Genomic DNA, 17,532 nt, shown 5'->3' with positions numbered 1-17,532 from the left:
CTCCTACACGGGATTGCGTGAACCCTGTAGGAGCGAGGCTTGCCCGCGAAGGCCACACCTCGGTCTGGAACCTGGCTCAAACCGCACTAAACCGCTCCCCCAACCCCCGCTGCGCAAACTGCTCAATAATGAAATCCACAAACGCCCGGGTCTTGCCCGGCAACAATTTGTGCTCCGCGTAATAGATCGAAATGTTGCCATCGTCGACATACCAGTCCGGCAATACCCGCTGCAACGTCCCCGCCTCCAGATAACCCACGGCAAACGGCAAGCTCACCAGCGCGATGCCCAGCCCCTGCACCGCAGTGGCGCAGGCCGCTTCCGAGTCGCTCATGGTCATCCGCGCCTCGAGCACCAGCGGGCTGTGTTGCTGGGTGCGACTGGTCAACTGCCAGGAACGCACGCGGCCGGTTTGCGGGGAGCGGATCAAGATGCCGTCGCACTGCTTGAGGTCGTCAGGTTCGACGATGGCATCGCGCCCGGCCAGATACTCGGCTGACGCCACCAGCACCCGGTGAGCTGGCGTCAACTTGCGCGCCACCACGCCCTGGGGCAGCTCGAAGCCGCCACCAATCGCCGCATCGAAGCCTTGGGCAATCAAGTCGACCTGGCGATTATCGAAGTGCCAGTCCGGGCTGATCGCCGGAAAGCGCCGCAAGAACTCCCCCAGCAACGGCACCACATACAGACGCCCGAACACCGTGCCCATGCTGACCTTCAGCGTACCGGCCGGGCGCCCTTCGGCGCTGGCGAGGTTAGCCACGGCGTTTTGAATGGTGTGCAGGCTGGCGCTGACTTCGCCCAGAAACAATTGACCAGCCTCGGTCAAGGTCAGGCTGCGGGTACTGCGCTGGAACAGCCGAACACCCAGCCTGGCTTCCAGTTTCGCGACGCTTTTGCCCACGGCGGCCGGGGTCAGGCTCAGGCGCCGTGCGGCTTCGGCGAAGCTGCCGACCTCGGCGCTACGCACGAAGCATTCGATACTGCTGAAGGTTTCCATGATCGCCACTATAAACTTTTGGTTTACACAGACTATCGCAATTACCGTCTACACAGACCGTAATGCGCAATCGATACTAGCCTCCATCAACCGAGACAATCTCGCTTCGGGACTTTGGAGATCGTTATGACTACTCAGAACCTCAGCGGCAAAGTGGCTTTAATCCAAGGTGGATCCCGCGGTATCGGCGCAGCCATCGTCAAACGCCTGGCCGCTGAAGGCGCCGCGGTGGCCTTCACCTACGTCAGCTCCACCGCCAAGGCCGAAGAACTGCAAAACAGCATCACCGGCAACGGCGGCAAGGCCCTCGCGATCAAGGCCGACAGCGCCGACGCCGAAGCCATTCGCAACGCCGTAACCGCCACCGTCGAAGCCTTCGGACGCCTGGACATCCTGGTCAATAACGCCGGTGTACTGGCCGTCGCACCGCTGGAAGACTTCACCCTCGAAGACTTCGACCAGACCCTGGCCATTAACGTACGCAGCGTGTTCATCGCCAGCCAGGCCGCCGCCAAACACATGACCGACGGCGGTCGCATCATCAACATCGGCAGCACCAACGCCGACCGCATGCCCTTCGCCGGTGGCGGCCCGTACGCCATGAGCAAAGCAGCGCTGGTCGGCCTGACCAAAGGCCTGTCCCGCGACCTCGGCCCGCGCGGCATCACCATCAACAACGTGCAACCGGGCCCGGTCGACACCGACATGAACCCGGCCAGCGGTGACTTCGCCGAGAGCCTGATCCCGCTGATGGCCGTGGGCCGTTATGGCAAAGCGGAAGAGATCGCCAGTTTCGTCGCCTACCTGGTCGGTCCGGAAGCGGGCTACATCACCGGGGCCAGCCTGACCATCGATGGCGGTTTCGGTGCTTGATAGCCTGAAACGCTGAAACAAAAACGCCGGCAAATCATTGCCGGCGTTTTTTCATGCCTGGTTTTCAGGCCCATTCAAGCGCCGGCAAGCCACAAGCACTCGGCGTGAACGCCTTCAACGTACGAAGAATGCCATCGGCGTGGGCGTACTTTTCGTCCGCCATGGCTGCATCCGGGATCGCAATCGCGGTCATCCCCGCCGCTTTTGCTGCGGTGACGCCAAACGGCGAATCCTCGAACACCAGGCAGTCCTCGGGCGCCACACCCAGGCGCCGCGCGGCCGTGAGGAAGATATCCGGCGCCGGTTTGGCCGCGCCGACCTCTGGATCATCGGCGGTGACAATGAAGTCGAACAGCGCGAACCAGTCGCGGTGCAACGTGGTTTTCTGCCCGAACGATTGACGGGAAGAACTGGTGCCCACCGCAATCGGAATGTTGTTGGCCTTCAAGTGCCGAACCAGCTCCTCGGCCCCCGGCATCGCCAGTGCCTTGGGGAAACGCTCGCGCATCAGGGGCTCACGGATCACCAGGAACTCTTCGGCGGTGATCGGCAAGTCCAGCGCCTCGACCACATAGCGCGCCAGGTCGCCCGCGCCACGCCCGATGATGTTCTGTTTGACGCTCCAGTCGAAGGTCCGGCCATAACGCTCGGCAATCATCGACGTGACTTCGGTGTAGATGCCCTCGGTGTCCAGCAGCAAGCCATCCATGTCGAAAATCACAGCCTTGATCGGGCCCAACGCTTTAAGTGGTGCATTCATCGCATCTGATCCGTTTTTAATGACATCCCAGGCGGCTCAGGTACGGCCAGTACTCGGATCGATTAAAGGGTTCAGCAGCATAACGAGCCCGGCCGGCATAGGGCAACGGGCAATGCCCGAAGGATGAAAAAACCTGCACGCCCGGGGTTGCTGGTGATTTAGCGATTATCCCTACAGCAAACACCTCCTTTCCTGACTTCTTTCCTCGCTGATCCTGCGCAAAGTCTCCCGTTCCAAATTGAAGCGCGCGAGTGACTGCGAATGTTCGACCCCAATGGACTCCTGGCCCTGAACAACACCATTGGACTGCTGGTGGTCGCGGCCATGAACCCGGAACGACCCGACGTCGAAACGTTGCTTGGCGAGTTTCGCCTCTGCCTGAACGACTACGAACGCTGGGCGGAAAACTTCTGGACTGGCTGGGCGCTGGATGTCGAGCAGGTCTTCAAGGTCGGCAACGACGTTCAACTCCGCGCGCCACTTGATTCCAGCAAACCGGTCAGCGCCGTCGTAACCCAGTGCCCCGCCGAAGGCCCATTGACCCTGGTGCATATGTTCGAGGCGGCGCGTTTCGTGCCCATCGGCAATACGCCGGTGATGCTCGAACCGGTGATCGCGGACCGCAACGGTGAACTGACGTTTGGCGAGCCGGTGCGCAAGACCATCGGCCCGGGCGGCATTCTCGAAGTTTCCGATTGCTCCCGGGGCCAGCGTTATCGCATCACCTTCTTTCCCGATGTTTCAGCCGAGCACATCAAGGTGCTCTACGCCTCTTATCAAGGCTTGATCGACGAGCTCGAAGGCTGGCTGCGTGCCGAGTGGACCCGTGAGTTCGAACCTTTATGGATCGAGTTCGCCAGCGCTGGCTTCCTCGATCGTTACAGCCTGTTGCAAGAGGCGGACTGGCTGGGCGTCGGGAATTCGCTGCAGGGCGTCTGGGATGACGTGAAACAGGTTTACGCCCTGCTCGCCGATCTGCAAGCCAACAGCGAAAAGCTGCTGGAGTACCTGACCCAGGCCGAACTGGACGCATTGCTTGAAGCCTCCTCGGACGCCATCGCCAATGGCCTGCTGGTGCTGAGCGATGAACCGCTGCTGTTCATTCACCTTGCGGCATTGACCAGTTGGCTGAGGATGCTGCCGCCGCAATTTGTTGCTGAGGTGGTGGCGGAAATTCGCACAGACCTGCTGATCGCTTTCCTACTGGCCAGAGTGACCGGCACCTTAGGCGTGACACTGGGTTTGAGCACCAAAGTGCTGGATAAAATCAAATCGCCACGGGCGCGGCAATGGCTGGCGGGCGCCACCTTGCGCCTGGCGGAGCTGACCACCGAATCCAGGCTTGCCACCCATGCGGGCGTGTTCAAACCGTTGGCGGTCAATGCACGCCCGGCGCCGTTGAATCCGACGCCGACGTTGCCGCTGGAGATTCGCAACGGAGAGTCGCCGGTTCTGGTGGTGAAGAACCCGGCCCCGATCGCTCGCGACAAAACCGACGCACAAACCCGAATGGTCCGGCACGAACCCCATGACGATGCGCCGGACCAGGCGAAAAACCCCAACGGTGACAGCGCCGATTGCGGGCCATTGACCTGCACCAACGGTTGCCCGGTATCGATGGTCACCGGCGAAGAACTGCTGACCCTGACCGATGGTTCTCTCGATGGGTTGCTGGCATTTGATTTCACCCGGATGTACCGCACCAGTGCAGTGGAACTGGACTGCGGGCTGGGCTGGGGCTGGAGTCATTCCCTCGCCCATCGGCTGGAAATCGATGGCGATTGCGTCATCTGGATCGACCATGAAAACCGCCGTACGACCTTTCCGTTGCCGAGTGACGAGCGACCGACGATTCATAACAGCCTGTCGCGAGCGGCAATTTATCGGGGCGATGAGCCACAGGAACTGATCGTTGCGCTGGCGGCCGAAACACCCAGGTTTTACCACTTTCATAACGGGCGGCTGACCGCGATCAGCGATGCCTATGGCAACCGGCTGCACATCACCCGTGATCGCCAGGATCGCATCCAACGCCTTGAAAACGGTGCCGGGCGCTCACTGCTGTTGCGTTACGAGCGCCGGCACCTTGTTGCCGTCGAGTATCAGACGTTTCACCCTGCCGCAGCGCTGGGTGATGCCTGGCGTACAGAACAGACGCTGATTGCCTACCGCTACGACGCTCGTCATCACCTGATCGAAGCCACCAATGCCGCTGGCGAAAGCGAACGGTATGACTACGACGACGAGCACGTGATCCTGCAGCGGCAATTAGCCGGCGGGGCGAGTTTTTTCTGGGAGTGGGAACGGTCTGGCAAGGCGGCGCGATGTGTCCGGCACCGGGCAAGCTTTTCGCAGATGGACACCACTTACATCTGGGACGACCAGAGCGGCGTCGTGGTTAAAAACGCCGACGGCAGTGAAGAAGCTTACGTCCATGACGACAAGGCGCGGCTGGTGCGGCGGGTCGAACCGAGCGGCGGTGAACACCTCAAGTCTTACGACGATAAGGGTCGGTTGATTGCCGAACAGGATCCGTTGGGGGCGATTACCCACTATCGCTACGACGAAGTCGGCCGCCTTGTGGCGCTGATTCCTCCCGAAGGCGAGCCGACGTCCTACGAGTATCGCAACGGCTTCCTGCATGCGCGGTGTCGCGGCAAGGCGGTTTGGAGGTATCAGCGTAATGCCCAGGGCGATGTCACCGAGGCGGTCGACCCGGACGGACAGGTCACCCATTACCACCACGATGCTCAGGGGCGGTTGCTGTCGATCCGTTATCCAGACACCAGTCGGCATGTGTTTGTCTGGAACGGTCTGGGCCAATTGGTCGAAGAAACGTTGCCGCAGGGTGGCCGGCGACAGTTTTCCTACGATGCACTGGGCCGACAGATTACCCGCCAGGACGAACATGATGCCGTGACCCGCTACCAGTGGGACGCCGTCGGCCGGCTGATCCAGGCGACACTTCCTACAGGTGCCACCCGCGCGTTCAGCTACAACGCCTACGGAAAAATCACCGCCGAACGGGACGAACTCGGCCGCATCACCCATTACGAATACGCCGACGACCTGCACCTGGTCAGCCGCCGGATCAATCCAGACGGCACCCAACTGAAGTATCGCTACGACAACGTGCGACTGCTGCTGACGGAAATCGAGAACGAATCCGGCGAAAAATATCAGCTGGACTACACGCCCAGCGGATTGATCCGACAAGAAACCGGGTTTGATGGCCGCCGCACGGCTTACGCCTATGACCTCAATGGCCATCTGCTGGAGAAAACCGAGTTCGGCGATGACGGCTCACAGCTGTTCACCGGTTACCTAAGGGATGCGACAGGCCGGTTACTGGTCAAAGCGCTGCCTGATGGGACGACGATCGAGTATCGCTACGACAGTCTCGGCCGACTGGTCAGCGTTGATGACAGCCATGACCATCCGCTGGAGTTCGAATACGACCGGCAAGACCGGCTGATTACCGAGCACCAGGGCTGGGGCACGTTGCGTTATGGCTATGACGCCTGCGGCCAGCTCAACTACCTGCGTCTGCCCGACAGCAGCAAACTCAAGTACCACCACGCCAAGGGCGGCGCGCTGACAGCCATCGACCTCAATGGCGCACGGCTGACGTCGCATACCTTCGCGGCCGGTCGCGAACAGCACCGCCAACAGGGTCTGCTGCTCAGCGATTACCAATATGACGAGCAGGGTCGCCTGAAGGCCCACGCTGTCAGCCAACAGCGGCAAACGCTGTATCGCCGCGAATTTGCCTACAGCGCCAACGGCACTCTCGACCACATCGCCGACACCCGTCATGGCCAACGCAGCTACCACTACGACCCGCTCGACCGTCTGATTCGCGTTCGCCACTCCCGCGACCATCTGCCAGAAAGCTTCGCCCACGACCCGGCGGGCAACCTGCTGATGCAGGACCGTCCCGGCGCGGCGACCGTCAAGGGCAATCGCCTGCTGATGCAGGGCGATCGGCATTACGACTATGACGCTTTCGGCAATCTGATCCGTGAACGGCGTGGCACCGCGCAAAAACTCGTCACCGACTATCGCTATGACTGCCAGCATCGGTTGGTGGGCGTAACGACCCCGGACGGACGTTGCTCGCGTTATCGCTACGACGCCTTCGGGCGCCGTATCAGCAAAACCGTCGACGGCAAAACCACCGAGTTCTTCTGGCAAGGCGACCGGGTCGTCGCCGAAAGCAGTCGCGAGCATTACCGCAGCTACGTTTACGAACCCGGCACCTTCCGCCCCTTGGCCATGCTCGACGGCAAAGGCCCGCGCCAGGCTTGCCCGTTCTACTACCAACTCGACCACCTCGGCACCCCACATGAACTGACCGACTACAGCGGCGAAATCGTCTGGGCCGCGCAATACACCGCCTATGGCCGCCTGACTCGTTTGAATCGCGATACCCACCAGGTGCTGGACCAGCCGCTGCGATTTCAAGGGCAGTATTTCGATGCGGAGACCGGGCTGCACTACAACCGGCATCGGTACTACAACCCGGATGTGGGGCGGTATCTGACGCCAGATCCAATCAAGCTGGCGGGCGGACTGAACCAGTATCAGTACACGCCGAATCCGACGGGGTGGGTTGATCCGTTGGGACTAAACGCCAACTGCCCGCCGAAAGTTCAGCAGGCAAATGGTTGTTCAAACCTTGGTGAACCGGAAGTTCCAGATGTTTCACGACGAGGGGCTTTCCGACAAGCGAAAAACGATGCAGGAATCCCCAAAAACCAACAACCTGATATGCAGACTGACAAAGTGAGCGGACGGGCGAGCCAATTCACCTACGTCAACATGACTGACATGAATGGAAAAAACATTCTAAACGACCATGGAATGCCAATCAGAACCAGGCAATACCAGTTCACACGAGAGGACGGGTTTATACTTCTCCTTCAAGATCACACTGCTGGCCATAAATTCGGATCAGCAGATAACAAGGGTGACCAAGGACAGCACTTCAATGTCAGGCCGTTTGATGACCCTAGAAACGGCAAGATCAACAACACTAAAGAACACTACTCTTTCAAGAGATAAAATATGAAATACTGGAACGAACTTGATGGCAGCACCTTCTTTAACATGGTATTCAGACACCCGATTGAGATTGAAGACATTAAACTATTCACAATACATATCGACAATAACCGACCATCAATAATCATAGGCTTTGATATAAAACAAATTCCGGACCAGCCACCAAAAAAATGGGTAAACATGGGATTTAATGCGTGCCGCATTGGCCTCAATTGCAGCGAAATAAGCGATCTGATTATAAAAAACATCCCAACCAATGAATTACTGAAAATCTCAATAGATAGAGATGGCGATGTATTTGAAATATGTGCAAAATCAGAGAACTCTCTAATAAAATTCTCGACGAAATTTCCAACTCTTTGCGATCCGTCTGTATATCTTACCGAAACGCCCATATAACTTATTTTTTAACAAATTAAAAACCTATGCAAACTGAAAAACCCAGCAAAACTGCTGGGCTTTGAGCTTTTTTTCGCCAAGTATGTATACCTCAACTCGGCTCCCCCGACCCATCCTCCCCCGCAATATCCGGATCATCAGGGCTCGCCTCCACATCATTGTCCACAACCTGCTCAACCCCCGCCTCATCCTCATCATCAGGCGGACGCTGATCGCGGCTCAGGGAATCAGTAGGAGAAGGCAGCGGATATTCCGGCGTTTCATCAACATCAGCGACTTTCGGATCAGTATTCATAAAACACCTCTCGAAGGGCCTGAAAAGCAGGCCCTCGTTCGTTCGAGGCAGGGGCTATGCAAGCGTTCGACCCAAGGGACGATCGGTCAGTCTTCGTCTGAGTCTTCGTCTGAGTCTTCCTCTTCATACTCGGTGTTGCCCACATCCCCCGCATCATCGGAGTCGTTGAGCGGCACTGTCGCATCGTCCATCAAAGAACCCGGGTCTTCGTTGCCAGGATCGTTGAGTTCGTCAGCATCATCTTCGGCTTCAAGCGTCATGGCGCGCCTCACAAAGTGTCGGGAGTGTATGAAGTTCGAGGCGTCCTGCAACCAAACGTTCCAGAGTCCTACCCACAGCAACGAAAAACCCGGCGCGGGGCCGGGTTTCTGCTGTCAGTCGAGACTGACTTAGCGATGTTTGTTTCTGTGTTTATTCTTGTGTTTATGCCCGCCACCGGAATGGGAGCTGCCGCTGTCGCTGCCCAGGTTGTTGCCTACCGCACCACCCGCCGCACCGCCAAGGCCTGCGCCAATGGTCGAGCCAGTGGAGCCGCCCAGGCTATGGCCGACCACCGAACCGCCCGCCGCGCCAACGCCGCCGCCAACCGCTGCTGCCGTGCGGCTACCCTTGGGTGCGCCGACCGCGCTGCCTGCGGCGCCGCCGACACCGGCGCCAATGGCAGCTCCGGTGCTGCCGCCCATTTGCTGGCCTACGACGTTACCCAGCGCGCCACCGAGGCCACCACCGACTGCCGAGGTGCCATCACCGGCCGCCATGGCGCCCTGAGCGACAAGAAGACCCAAAACCAACGTGGACAATGTCAAACGCATGATATGAACCTCAGAATTTCCGTATTGGAGAGCACAATGGTCTCAACTTGCTCCCACAGTACCCTGTTAACGGATGGGGCTTGTAGGAGATTGGAGGCGTATCCAAAAAAAACGTTCAGAAACGAAAAAGCCCGGCATCACACCGGGCTTCGTTTACTGATCCTCGGGATCAGTGGCGCTTGTGGCCTTTCGATAGATTGGTACCTACCGCGCCACCCGCGGCGCCACCCAGGCCGGCGCCGATAGTTGCACCGGTCTTGCCGCCCAGGCTGTGGCCGATGACCGAACCACCTGCCGCGCCGACGCCACCGCCGATGGCTGCTTTGGTACGGCTACCCTTCGGAGCGGCAATGGCACTGCCTGCCGCGCCCGCTACGCCAGCACCAATCGCCGCGCCAGTGCTGCCGCCCATGTTTTGGCCGATCACATTACCCAGCGCGCCACCCAGACCACCGCCGAGCGCGGCAGTACCTTGACCGGCAGCCATCGCACCTTGAGCAACCAAAAGCCCCAGAACCAGAGCGGGCAGTGTTAAACGCATGACGAAAACCTCAAAAATAGGGGGAAACGAAAAGGCGGAGATTGAATGCTTTAGCGAAGGCAAAGTCCAGACACAATCCGGCGCAACCGCGCTATGGGCGACGGTTGGACAGCATTTATGGAAAAGGTTTTATGACGGGCAAAAAAAAGCCCGCTGGGGTAACGGGCTGGAATATTGCTTTCTAACGGATGAGTTGAGACTACGTAGGTTCTTGTGAAAACTTTGTGAAAGAAAAATCCACGACGTCTGTAGGAAATTTCGAAACTCCACCCGCGAGAAATGAAAAACCCCGCTCAATGGCGGGGTCTGCTCTGTGAGTCACGCTTACTTCCTGGAAGGCGCTGCCACCTTGGGCAGAAACTTCGACCTCGTCGCTCGAGGCGCCGTCGATTTGATCTTGCCTGTCTTGACCTGATCCTCGCCAAAACCAGCCACATATTCCGTCTGGCCACACTGCACACAGTTGTTGATTGGAAACTCAGCCCCGTCGTCTTCGATATACGGATCCGCCATCTCTTCGCCCCTTTCAAAACAGGGTCGATACCGGCAAGCCCTATTTGCCTGAAAAATATCGACCACCAAGGCTTCTGAGACTAGCCGGTCATTACTGGACTTGTGATTCAGATTGCCCTGTGCCCGACGAATGGACGGTGCCGACGTCCTACAAAACACGTCCAGCTATAAACAGAAATACCCACTTGTCCCACCGCAGGCCGATGCCCTTATTCCTACGTAAAAAGTTCTACGTAAAAAACCAAGCGACAGCAGAAACCGGCCCGTTCATCAAGCGCACGGGCCCGTCAAAACGCTTACCTCAGCTTCACCGCCGTGCCCGTCACAAACACCACCACCATCCCGCCCTTGCCGGCCGGCATGCTGATCTCGAAATCGAGCCCCACCACCGCATCCGCCTGCAACGCCTGCGCGCGCTCCTTGATCTCGTCAGTCGCTTGAATGCGCGCTTCCTTCAAAGCCCGCTCCAACGTCTGCGAACGCCCACCGAAAAAATCGCGCATCCCGGCGAACATGTCGCGGATCACGTTGACGCCCTGCACCGACTCGGCGCTGACGATGTCCAGGTAGGCGGTGATTTGCCGGCCTTCGATGGTGTGGGTAGTGGTGGTGATCATGGGGTTTCTTCTTCATCGAGACACACGTGGGCGTCAGGTAAATGGAGGGCTAAAAAAAGCCCATTCAGTCGCTGGGCGCGGGAATTGCCGAGACGATGCGGGGGGAAGCCCTGAACGTCGATTCCGTTCGAAGGTTCGGCTGTTATAACAGGCGAACCGCCATTCGCCTGCCCCGGTCATCTCGATTATTGATACACAAACAGATCTTCAGCGGAGTCCACCTCGCCCCACTCGCCCGAGTATGCAACGCCTTGTATTGCCACCCGCCCCGCCTCAATCACTTGCTGCAGCGTGTGGGTCATGTGCACTTTGTCGCACTGTTCGGGGGTCAACGCCGAGCGCAACCGAACGACGTCTGCCCAGCCTTCAGGCGTGAACCGCAAGAGCCCCATGTATTGGCCCTGGATATCATCGACTGATGTGGGTTTATTGCCGATTTCCGCCAGGGTGCCGGCATCCGTCAGGCGAAAGGTTTCGGCATCGAGCAAAGGATCACCAAATCGCTCAGTCCACAGCGCCAGCCAGTTCGGGTCATAGGTCACCGCCAGGGAAGCCTTGCAGGTCATCAACGACTGCACCGCGACGGGACTATAGAAGATGTCGGAATAGCTGACGATGCACGGTTCCTGTTCCAACCATGCCTCAGCACAGGCCAGCGACGACACCATGTTGGTGTCCGCCCAGCGCGGGTTATGAAACTCGACCAATCCCTGATTGGCCAACAACTCGCGCTTGTAGCCCGTCACGATAGCGATCTCGCTGATGCCGGCACCGCGCAGCGCCTCAAGTTGCCACTCCAGGAGTGTCTTGCCCCGCAACTCGACCATGCATTTGGGACGCTCATCCGTGAGGCTTTTCATGCGGCTGCCACGTCCGGCAGCCAGGATAATGGCTTTCACAACCGTTCTACCTCAGATAAAGACGCTTCATTCACCGAACAGCTGCTTCAGCCGATCAACATCGTGCGCTGCAAAAACGCTTTCTCGCTCCGGATGCCACATCCAGCCTGCCCACGGCAGACTGAGGTGGCGAATGGCTTCGATTTCCCCATCTTCACTGCGCGCCTGGACCTCAAATCCATGGGGACACCCGGCAAGCGCCAACCCGTGATAACTGTTCACCTCGGCAACAATCTGTCCCGACAGTTGATGCCGGGTTCGCACATGACCGGTCACCGGTTTGAGCACACCACCCGACCAGTGCGCGATCATCTGCATGCCCCGGCAAATGCCGAGTACCGGCAGGCCGTGAGCCCGTGCATGGTCAAGCAATCGGCTTTCGGTCCGGTCCCGTGCCGGACACTGGCCGATGTCATTGCCACCCGAAAGCACAATGGCCTGGGGCGAAACCGCGCTCAACCAGCCTTCCAGGTCACCCTCCAAACCGTTAGGCACCGGCAACGGCAAATAACCGGCGGCCCGTAGAAAATCAATCAGCCGCTGGTCCAGCGCATCACGGCTTTCGCCACGCTCGGGCAACACGTCCACTCGCTGGCTGACGGCGATGACTTTCACGCCAATACCTCCACCCAGCGGCCGGGACAGTCCAGGTGCAGGCGCTGTGCCGTCGACCAGCGACGATAGAGCACTTCACCGGCACCGATGACGGCGGGCAGGCCAAGCTCGCCGGCGCGAATCGCCATGTGCGAGTTGGCGCCGCCGAAAGCCGTGATCAACCCGGCGATCGGGTAGGCGAACAACCAGTCAAACCCCGGGTCCGCATTGGGGATGCAGACAATCGCCCCGGTCAGCTTATCCCGGTCATCACTGCCCACCACGGGGGCGGTCACCTGTTTCTGGGTGATGAAGTTGGGCGCGGTTTCCGGCCATTCGAAGGACCAGACATCCTCAGGGCAGGTAATCACCGGTGGCAGCGATACCTTGAGGGTTTCTGCGTAGCGCGCCTTGCCCTGCTCGATGCTGCGCAACAACACATCCTTCGGATCGACAGCCGCTATGTGCAGCTCCTTGAAGGCGCTGATGTCGCAATAGGCGATGTCTTCGCGACTGATGCCATGCTGGGCGCCCACTTCGGCAATCAATGCCAGGGCATCCGACAAATTGCGGGTGAAATGGAATTTGGCCAGTTCGCGCAGCTCGATGCCCGCTTGCATGAAGTCCAGCAAACCGACCGGATCGGGCTGCAAGCCGTGCTCTTCCAATTGCTTCACGATGGCACGCATCTGCGGGAGGGTCAGCGAAAAGGGTTTTAACGGTTCCGGAGCGGCGGGTCGCTGGGACCAATCGAAATACAGCTCCGGTGCTTCATCGTAACGGGGCGACAGGATGTCGTAGGTGCCCGGGCGCAAATGACCGTAGCGCGCCAGGAACGTCGACTTGTCGAGGATTGCCCGGTCACGGGCCAACTGACCGCTGACGGTCGAGACACCCGCCATGAAGCAATCGTAGTCAGCCTGGGAGAAAACGCCCACGGTCACCAGGGATTTGAGCATCTGCACGGCGACGAAACCAGCACGCGCCAGACCGGCAAATGGCAGGGTGCCGTAGCGCTTGGCATCCTCCAGCAACCAGTAGATCCGTTCCAGGGGATCGGCATTGGACGCCAGCAACGCTTCGCGTCGCTCATTGAGGATGTCGAGTTTATTGGCATCGGCGCGCCACAAGCCATCCTTGGGATGGACGATGCGGTTGGTCAGCTTGCGCAAACTGCTGCTGATGGCTTCCAGTTCGTGCTCCTGAAAACCGGCACTGGCCAGACGCTCCAGACGCTGGGACAAGTCCAGTGTGTAGCACGAGAACACAATCTCGAACTCGACCTTATCGTGCAGCGTCGGTTCGGCCAGCAGGCGATCGATGTAGTGATCAACCAGCCGCCCTGCCAGCCCCTCGTCGAGGTCTGCCGGAATAAACGAGTTGAACGACAAGCGCACGTCAATGTACGGCAGCCCGAAAAAATGCGGCATCAGCGGAAAGCTGCGCAAGTTGCGGTAGCCATAGTTATGGCGCTGGTAAGCCCAGATCGAGTCAGTCACCAGGTCCCGGTACAGCGAGAGCGCAAGCGGCCGGGGTCGGATACCGATAATCTCAGCCGGGTTCCAGTCCGGCATCACGCCATAGACCGTGCGCTGCCCCATCAGGAATGGGTGAGGTTGCATGCCCCGCGCCACCTTGCGCTGAATGCTGTCCAGGCGAGCAGCCTGGTCAGCCTCGGATTCGGCAGGGTTGGGTAGAATCAATGGCCGCACTTGTAACAGCCACAGGACTTCGCCCTCGGCCTCGCGTGTGACCGCAAACTCGCAATCGATGGGTGCGTTATCGAACAACGCCAGCAGTTCGGCGAGCAAGAGCATAAGCGGGGCCAGGCTCGGCGGTGGCGGCACTTCGCTGCGCGCTGCCTGTTGCCACAACCGACCGCCCATGCCGCCAGTGACCGAAGCGGTGTCAGTGCCTTCAGACCAGTTCACCACCCGATACGGCGCACAGGTATTCGGGTCGTGGGAAAAGGCGACACCGGAGCGAAGCACATTTCCCAACATCGGCTGAATCAGCACCTCGTCCGACGGATGTGCATCGCCATAACTGGCAATCACCCGCTCAATCGCCGACTCCAGGTCCGCTTCAATGACATCGGGGATCGAGAGATAAGCCCCGGCGCCAGATGCCTGCGCGCCATCTTCGCGCAAACAGCTGGAACGCACGATCCACGGCCCGTCTCCCAACCCTCCCCGAACGTCACGAAAACAGGCGTGCCGCCCTTGTTGCCATTCCTTCACGGTGAATGACAACAGGGGCGCGATGCGAGCGGACCTGAGTCGCTCCTGAAGGCTGAGCAATGTGCCGGCCTTGGTCGAGAATTGCAGCGACATCGGCTTATCTCAGCTGAGCAACCCAGATATTGGTCGAGTACGGAATCTGGATCGAGGCCGTATCAAGGCTTCTCAGATAGTCATCAATGGCACTGATCACTTCGTGGAATTTCGCGCCAGCCTGGCGCTCCAGCGTCGCATGGGAACGCCAGGCTTCCAGGCACTCTTCGATGGTCTGTTCGTGAGTGACCCGCGCATCCAGGTGAACAACCGGGCCGAACAAGGCACTGGCGTCGATGACGGCGGTTTGATCTTCACGGCGAGTACCGTAGCCGTAACCCTGGACCCGATCCTTGATGATGGCTTCGATCCGGGCCTGGATAGGATCTTCAAGATACCGATGGTTCCACATGCAGGCGAACCAGCCCCGAGGCTTGAGGATGCGCGCGGTTTCCTTGAGTGCCTGCTGGCGGTCGCAGACATTGAAGGAACTGCCAAAGGTGACCATGTCGAATGCTTGATCAGTTTGCCCGGTCGCTTCGCCGGTGCCTTCATGCCAACTGACGTTGGTCAAGTCAGCGGTACGCTTGATGCCATTGGCTCGCATCGCATCATTCGGCTCCACGGCCACAACGTCCAGACCACGCGCAGCAAGCATCAAGGTCAGGTGCGCAACGCCTGCGCCGACGTCGCAAAACGTGTCGCCTTGTTCGGCACCGGCAATCGACAGCATCGCGTCAATGGCGGCATTGGCGTAGTCAGGACGCTTCAGATAAGCGTCGGCCAGGGTGGAGTAATCCCATTCGGTTTTCATACCAACTTCCTTTTCAAAAAATGGTGAAGCAAGTTATCGGTCAACGTTTGTATGGAGCGGTCAGGATCAAACTCCACCACCCAATCTGCCGCGTCCGGCTCATCAATCGGTAAATCGAGACCCGCGACATTGTCCAACTCGCCGGCATCGAACCGGCGATAGATTCCCTTGGGGTCCCGACGACGCAGTTCCGCCACGGGCACCTTCAAATACACTTCGAAATAACCCGGTAGATGGGTGCGGTTCCAGGCATGAACTTCGCTGAACAGCGAAATCGTTGCGATCACAACGGTGTGCCCTTGCGCCGCGATGACCCGGCACAGATGGGCGTATTGCAGGGCCAGGGCCAATCGCCCCTCCCGCCCGTGGTTTTTCGTATTGGCAGCAGTTGCCCCGAAAACATCGCGCAGTTCATCGCCGTCCAGCAGGACAACCGAGTGGCCATGACTTCGAAGCCCGTCTACAAACGCCTGGGCCAACGTCGACTTGCCCGCACCTGACAGGCCGGTAATCCAGACCACCTGCCCGCAAACGTCATCTTTCATATCCATCCGACTCTTTGGCCATTTAGAAACGTCAATTGCTTGGGATTCATGACAGTTGCAGCGAGCTCGTTTGAGCTTCGAATTCGCTGGCCTTTCCCCAGGCATCGATTACAAAGCAGCGGAAATCAGAGTCATGCTGTTGCTGAACCAGATCCAGGAACACCTCATCCGGATGTTCGCGTTCGCCGTACTCGGATTCATAAAACTTCTTATAAATAGCGTAACTTTGCTCAGGCGTAATCAGGTCTAAACCCAGTATCAGATCTTTCAGATCGTCACTACTTCTGGCGATTGGCAACAGACTCTGCATTTGCTCCAGCCACGCCGTAACAATGGGGTGGCTCTCATGGGTTTCCGGAACATAATAAATCGGCAGTTTGCATGTATTCAGCATGAACGAAACACCACCACTTGAGGCGTCAGTGATGAGTTTGTCACATTGCTGATAGAAATCCTGACTGCTTCCTTTAGTCGTATCTATTGTGATCCATGGATACTGAGAAAGCTGCTCGCATACTTCGCTGACATACGGGCGTGTGAAGTCAGTCATATAAGGGCGCAAGATAAATTGCGCATGGGGGATCTGGGATTTTATGCTGTTAATCACTACCCCCATATTTTCATACAGGGAAGCGCCGCTCGGGCATATACCAACCTGGGTTGGCAGAAGGCCCACGACGCATTTATCGGGCACCCGCTGAATGTCAGGAGCCGCCTTGAACGATTTGGGTATCTTGACCGGTAATACAGAGATGATATTGGTTTTACGGAATTCCGAGCGCAACGTTTTCGTTGCATTGCCCGCTAGGCCCGCGTGCCTGTCAGGTCGGTAAAGTTGCAGACCCGTTTTGACCAGATCGGAAATCGATCGGGATGAGGAAACAATCGCATCCCAATAACTCAGCAACTCAGAAAAATAGTATTGATCCTTGGCCGGCATACCGACATTGCCATGGGCAATGAAAATAGCAAAGTTTGAATCATCCAGTATTCGCGCGACCCAGCCATCATTAGAGATAACGACGTGCGACTTTATCTTCACGATAAAATCCAGGGTAACTTCTTCAACAGGATGATTCAGAAGCTGTTCCGCTTCGACTCTGCTGATACCCACATTGTTGGTTTGAAGTACCACACAGTCGTAATGACTGCGAAGGGCATTCAGCGCTGGCCGCAAGTACTCAAGATAGGTTTTTCCGCCTTGCTTGACGTTACTGATCAAGTAAACTTTTTTCATTGTAAAACGCGCACCTTCAAAGCTATCCCAGGCAAGCCAGGTTCAGGCCAGGTAAACGCACAGAAAAAAGAGAATTCGTTGATCCAGCCCAAGCGCATCTCCCTTTCGCACGTGTTACATCCTTGTTGTGGGGCAAATCAGAACAGTTGTGAAACCAAAAACAGGGCTTGGGCCCAGCTGCAAAAAGCGCGTCAATATAGCATGCGCTGGCAAATTGACAGCGTGCGGGGCGGGAAATATTTCCAGATGCTACAGCTATAGGATGGCGCCTCGATGGCCGCGGGGTCATCTCCTGG

Annotated in this window: 17 protein-coding genes; 3 read left to right on the top strand and 14 right to left on the bottom strand. The window is 58.1% G+C overall.

Going from position 1 to position 17,532, the window contains the following annotated elements; genetic code table 11:
- Positions 1-76: 76 nt before the first annotated feature.
- The gene (locus ACY4LX_RS10680) at positions 77-1,000 is read right to left on the bottom strand and encodes a LysR family transcriptional regulator (protein ID WP_149656859.1); all 924 of its coding nucleotides are present in this window, start codon (positions 998-1,000) and stop codon (positions 77-79) included.
- Positions 1,001-1,126: 126 nt separating this feature from the next.
- Here ACY4LX_RS10680 and ACY4LX_RS10675 point away from each other — a divergent pair, with 126 nt between their 5' ends.
- Positions 1,127-1,873 carry a 3-oxoacyl-ACP reductase family protein gene (locus ACY4LX_RS10675; RefSeq protein ID WP_149656860.1) on the top strand — a complete coding sequence of 249 codons (747 nt, stop codon included), beginning with the start codon at positions 1,127-1,129 and terminating at the stop codon, positions 1,871-1,873.
- Between the two features lie 64 nt (positions 1,874-1,937).
- On the opposite strand, the gene ACY4LX_RS10670 is transcribed toward ACY4LX_RS10675, so the two are convergent.
- Complete coding sequence (locus ACY4LX_RS10670; protein WP_149656861.1) at positions 1,938-2,633, bottom strand: HAD-IA family hydrolase; 696 nt, start codon at positions 2,631-2,633, stop codon at positions 1,938-1,940.
- Positions 2,634-2,894: 261 nt separating this feature from the next.
- Here ACY4LX_RS10670 and ACY4LX_RS10665 point away from each other — a divergent pair, with 261 nt between their 5' ends.
- Both ACY4LX_RS10665 and ACY4LX_RS10660 read left to right on the top strand, forming a co-directional pair.
- On the top strand, positions 2,895-7,697 hold the full coding sequence (locus ACY4LX_RS10665; RefSeq protein ID WP_463259855.1) for an RHS repeat-associated core domain-containing protein: 4,803 nt from the start codon (positions 2,895-2,897) through the stop codon (positions 7,695-7,697).
- A 3-nt stretch (positions 7,698-7,700) separates the two neighbouring features.
- Complete coding sequence (locus tag ACY4LX_RS10660; protein WP_463259854.1) at positions 7,701-8,096, top strand: Imm50 family immunity protein; 396 nt, start codon at positions 7,701-7,703, stop codon at positions 8,094-8,096.
- 91 nt (positions 8,097-8,187) lie between these two features.
- Here ACY4LX_RS10660 and ACY4LX_RS10655 read toward each other — a convergent pair whose 3' ends face one another.
- The 12 genes from ACY4LX_RS10655 to ACY4LX_RS10600 form a co-directional block, all read right to left on the bottom strand.
- Positions 8,188-8,391, bottom strand: coding sequence for a hypothetical protein (locus tag ACY4LX_RS10655; RefSeq protein WP_463259853.1), 204 nt, complete (start codon positions 8,389-8,391; stop codon positions 8,188-8,190).
- Between the two features lie 86 nt (positions 8,392-8,477).
- Complete coding sequence (locus ACY4LX_RS10650) at positions 8,478-8,651, bottom strand: hypothetical protein (protein ID WP_463259852.1); 174 nt, start codon at positions 8,649-8,651, stop codon at positions 8,478-8,480.
- Positions 8,652-8,780: 129 nt separating this feature from the next.
- On the bottom strand, positions 8,781-9,203 hold the full coding sequence (locus ACY4LX_RS10645; RefSeq protein WP_133836673.1) for a hypothetical protein: 423 nt from the start codon (positions 9,201-9,203) through the stop codon (positions 8,781-8,783).
- A 169-nt stretch (positions 9,204-9,372) separates the two neighbouring features.
- A complete protein-coding gene (locus ACY4LX_RS10640) occupies positions 9,373-9,744 on the bottom strand; it encodes a bacteriocin (protein ID WP_463259851.1) in 372 nt (123 codons plus the stop codon).
- 324 nt (positions 9,745-10,068) lie between these two features.
- Positions 10,069-10,257: a hypothetical protein gene (locus tag ACY4LX_RS10635; protein WP_123403202.1), complete on the bottom strand. Its 189-nt coding sequence runs from the start codon at positions 10,255-10,257 to the stop codon at positions 10,069-10,071.
- 296 nt (positions 10,258-10,553) lie between these two features.
- The gene (locus ACY4LX_RS10630; protein WP_149656865.1) at positions 10,554-10,874 is read right to left on the bottom strand and encodes a YbjQ family protein; all 321 of its coding nucleotides are present in this window, start codon (positions 10,872-10,874) and stop codon (positions 10,554-10,556) included.
- A 185-nt stretch (positions 10,875-11,059) separates the two neighbouring features.
- Complete coding sequence (locus tag ACY4LX_RS10625; RefSeq protein WP_463259850.1) at positions 11,060-11,773, bottom strand: phosphocholine cytidylyltransferase family protein; 714 nt, start codon at positions 11,771-11,773, stop codon at positions 11,060-11,062.
- Positions 11,774-11,800: 27 nt separating this feature from the next.
- Positions 11,801-12,388, bottom strand: coding sequence for a gamma-glutamyl-gamma-aminobutyrate hydrolase family protein (locus tag ACY4LX_RS10620; protein WP_149656867.1), 588 nt, complete (start codon positions 12,386-12,388; stop codon positions 11,801-11,803).
- Positions 12,385-14,700, bottom strand: a complete 2,316-nt coding sequence (locus tag ACY4LX_RS10615; RefSeq protein WP_463259849.1) for a PEP-utilizing enzyme — start codon at positions 14,698-14,700, stop codon at positions 12,385-12,387. The genes ACY4LX_RS10620 and ACY4LX_RS10615 overlap by 4 nt, the downstream gene beginning before the upstream one ends.
- Before the next feature lie 4 nt (positions 14,701-14,704).
- Complete coding sequence (locus ACY4LX_RS10610; protein WP_463259848.1) at positions 14,705-15,454, bottom strand: class I SAM-dependent methyltransferase; 750 nt, start codon at positions 15,452-15,454, stop codon at positions 14,705-14,707.
- The gene (locus tag ACY4LX_RS10605) at positions 15,451-16,005 is read right to left on the bottom strand and encodes an adenylyl-sulfate kinase (protein ID WP_463259847.1); all 555 of its coding nucleotides are present in this window, start codon (positions 16,003-16,005) and stop codon (positions 15,451-15,453) included. Before ACY4LX_RS10605 ends, ACY4LX_RS10610 begins: the two co-directional genes overlap by 4 nt.
- 40 nt (positions 16,006-16,045) lie before the next feature.
- Positions 16,046-17,236: a hypothetical protein gene (locus ACY4LX_RS10600; protein ID WP_463259846.1), complete on the bottom strand. Its 1,191-nt coding sequence runs from the start codon at positions 17,234-17,236 to the stop codon at positions 16,046-16,048.
- Between the last annotated feature and the right edge of the window lie 296 nt (positions 17,237-17,532).

The organism is Pseudomonas sp. Emmai, assembly GCF_055179735.1.
The sequence above is the reverse complement of the archived record's forward strand: the minus strand, read 5'-3'. Positions and strand labels throughout refer to the sequence as shown.

What these genes read in the sequence shown, in the direction of transcription:
- ACY4LX_RS10615 (WP_463259849.1), bottom strand. Translation starts at nt 14,700, where the DNA reads ATGTCGCTGCAATTCTCGACCAAGGCCGGCACATTGCTCAGCCTTCAG.
- ACY4LX_RS10645 (WP_133836673.1), bottom strand. Translation starts at nt 9,203, where the DNA reads ATGCGTTTGACATTGTCCACGTTGGTTTTGGGTCTTCTTGTCGCTCAG.
- ACY4LX_RS10605 (WP_463259847.1), bottom strand. Translation starts at nt 16,005, where the DNA reads ATGGATATGAAAGATGACGTTTGCGGGCAGGTGGTCTGGATTACCGGC.
- ACY4LX_RS10600 (WP_463259846.1), bottom strand. Translation starts at nt 17,236, where the DNA reads ATGAAAAAAGTTTACTTGATCAGTAACGTCAAGCAAGGCGGAAAAACC.
- ACY4LX_RS10630 (WP_149656865.1), bottom strand. Translation starts at nt 10,874, where the DNA reads ATGATCACCACCACTACCCACACCATCGAAGGCCGGCAAATCACCGCC.
- ACY4LX_RS10675 (WP_149656860.1), top strand. Translation starts at nt 1,127, where the DNA reads ATGACTACTCAGAACCTCAGCGGCAAAGTGGCTTTAATCCAAGGTGGA.
- ACY4LX_RS10660 (WP_463259854.1), top strand. Translation starts at nt 7,701, where the DNA reads ATGAAATACTGGAACGAACTTGATGGCAGCACCTTCTTTAACATGGTA.
- ACY4LX_RS10610 (WP_463259848.1), bottom strand. Translation starts at nt 15,454, where the DNA reads ATGAAAACCGAATGGGATTACTCCACCCTGGCCGACGCTTATCTGAAG.
- ACY4LX_RS10635 (WP_123403202.1), bottom strand. Translation starts at nt 10,257, where the DNA reads ATGGCGGATCCGTATATCGAAGACGACGGGGCTGAGTTTCCAATCAAC.
- ACY4LX_RS10640 (WP_463259851.1), bottom strand. Translation starts at nt 9,744, where the DNA reads ATGCGTTTAACACTGCCCGCTCTGGTTCTGGGGCTTTTGGTTGCTCAA.
- ACY4LX_RS10655 (WP_463259853.1), bottom strand. Translation starts at nt 8,391, where the DNA reads ATGAATACTGATCCGAAAGTCGCTGATGTTGATGAAACGCCGGAATAT.
- ACY4LX_RS10650 (WP_463259852.1), bottom strand. Translation starts at nt 8,651, where the DNA reads ATGACGCTTGAAGCCGAAGATGATGCTGACGAACTCAACGATCCTGGC.
- ACY4LX_RS10665 (WP_463259855.1), top strand. Translation starts at nt 2,895, where the DNA reads ATGTTCGACCCCAATGGACTCCTGGCCCTGAACAACACCATTGGACTG.
- ACY4LX_RS10680 (WP_149656859.1), bottom strand. Translation starts at nt 1,000, where the DNA reads ATGGAAACCTTCAGCAGTATCGAATGCTTCGTGCGTAGCGCCGAGGTC.
- ACY4LX_RS10670 (WP_149656861.1), bottom strand. Translation starts at nt 2,633, where the DNA reads ATGAATGCACCACTTAAAGCGTTGGGCCCGATCAAGGCTGTGATTTTC.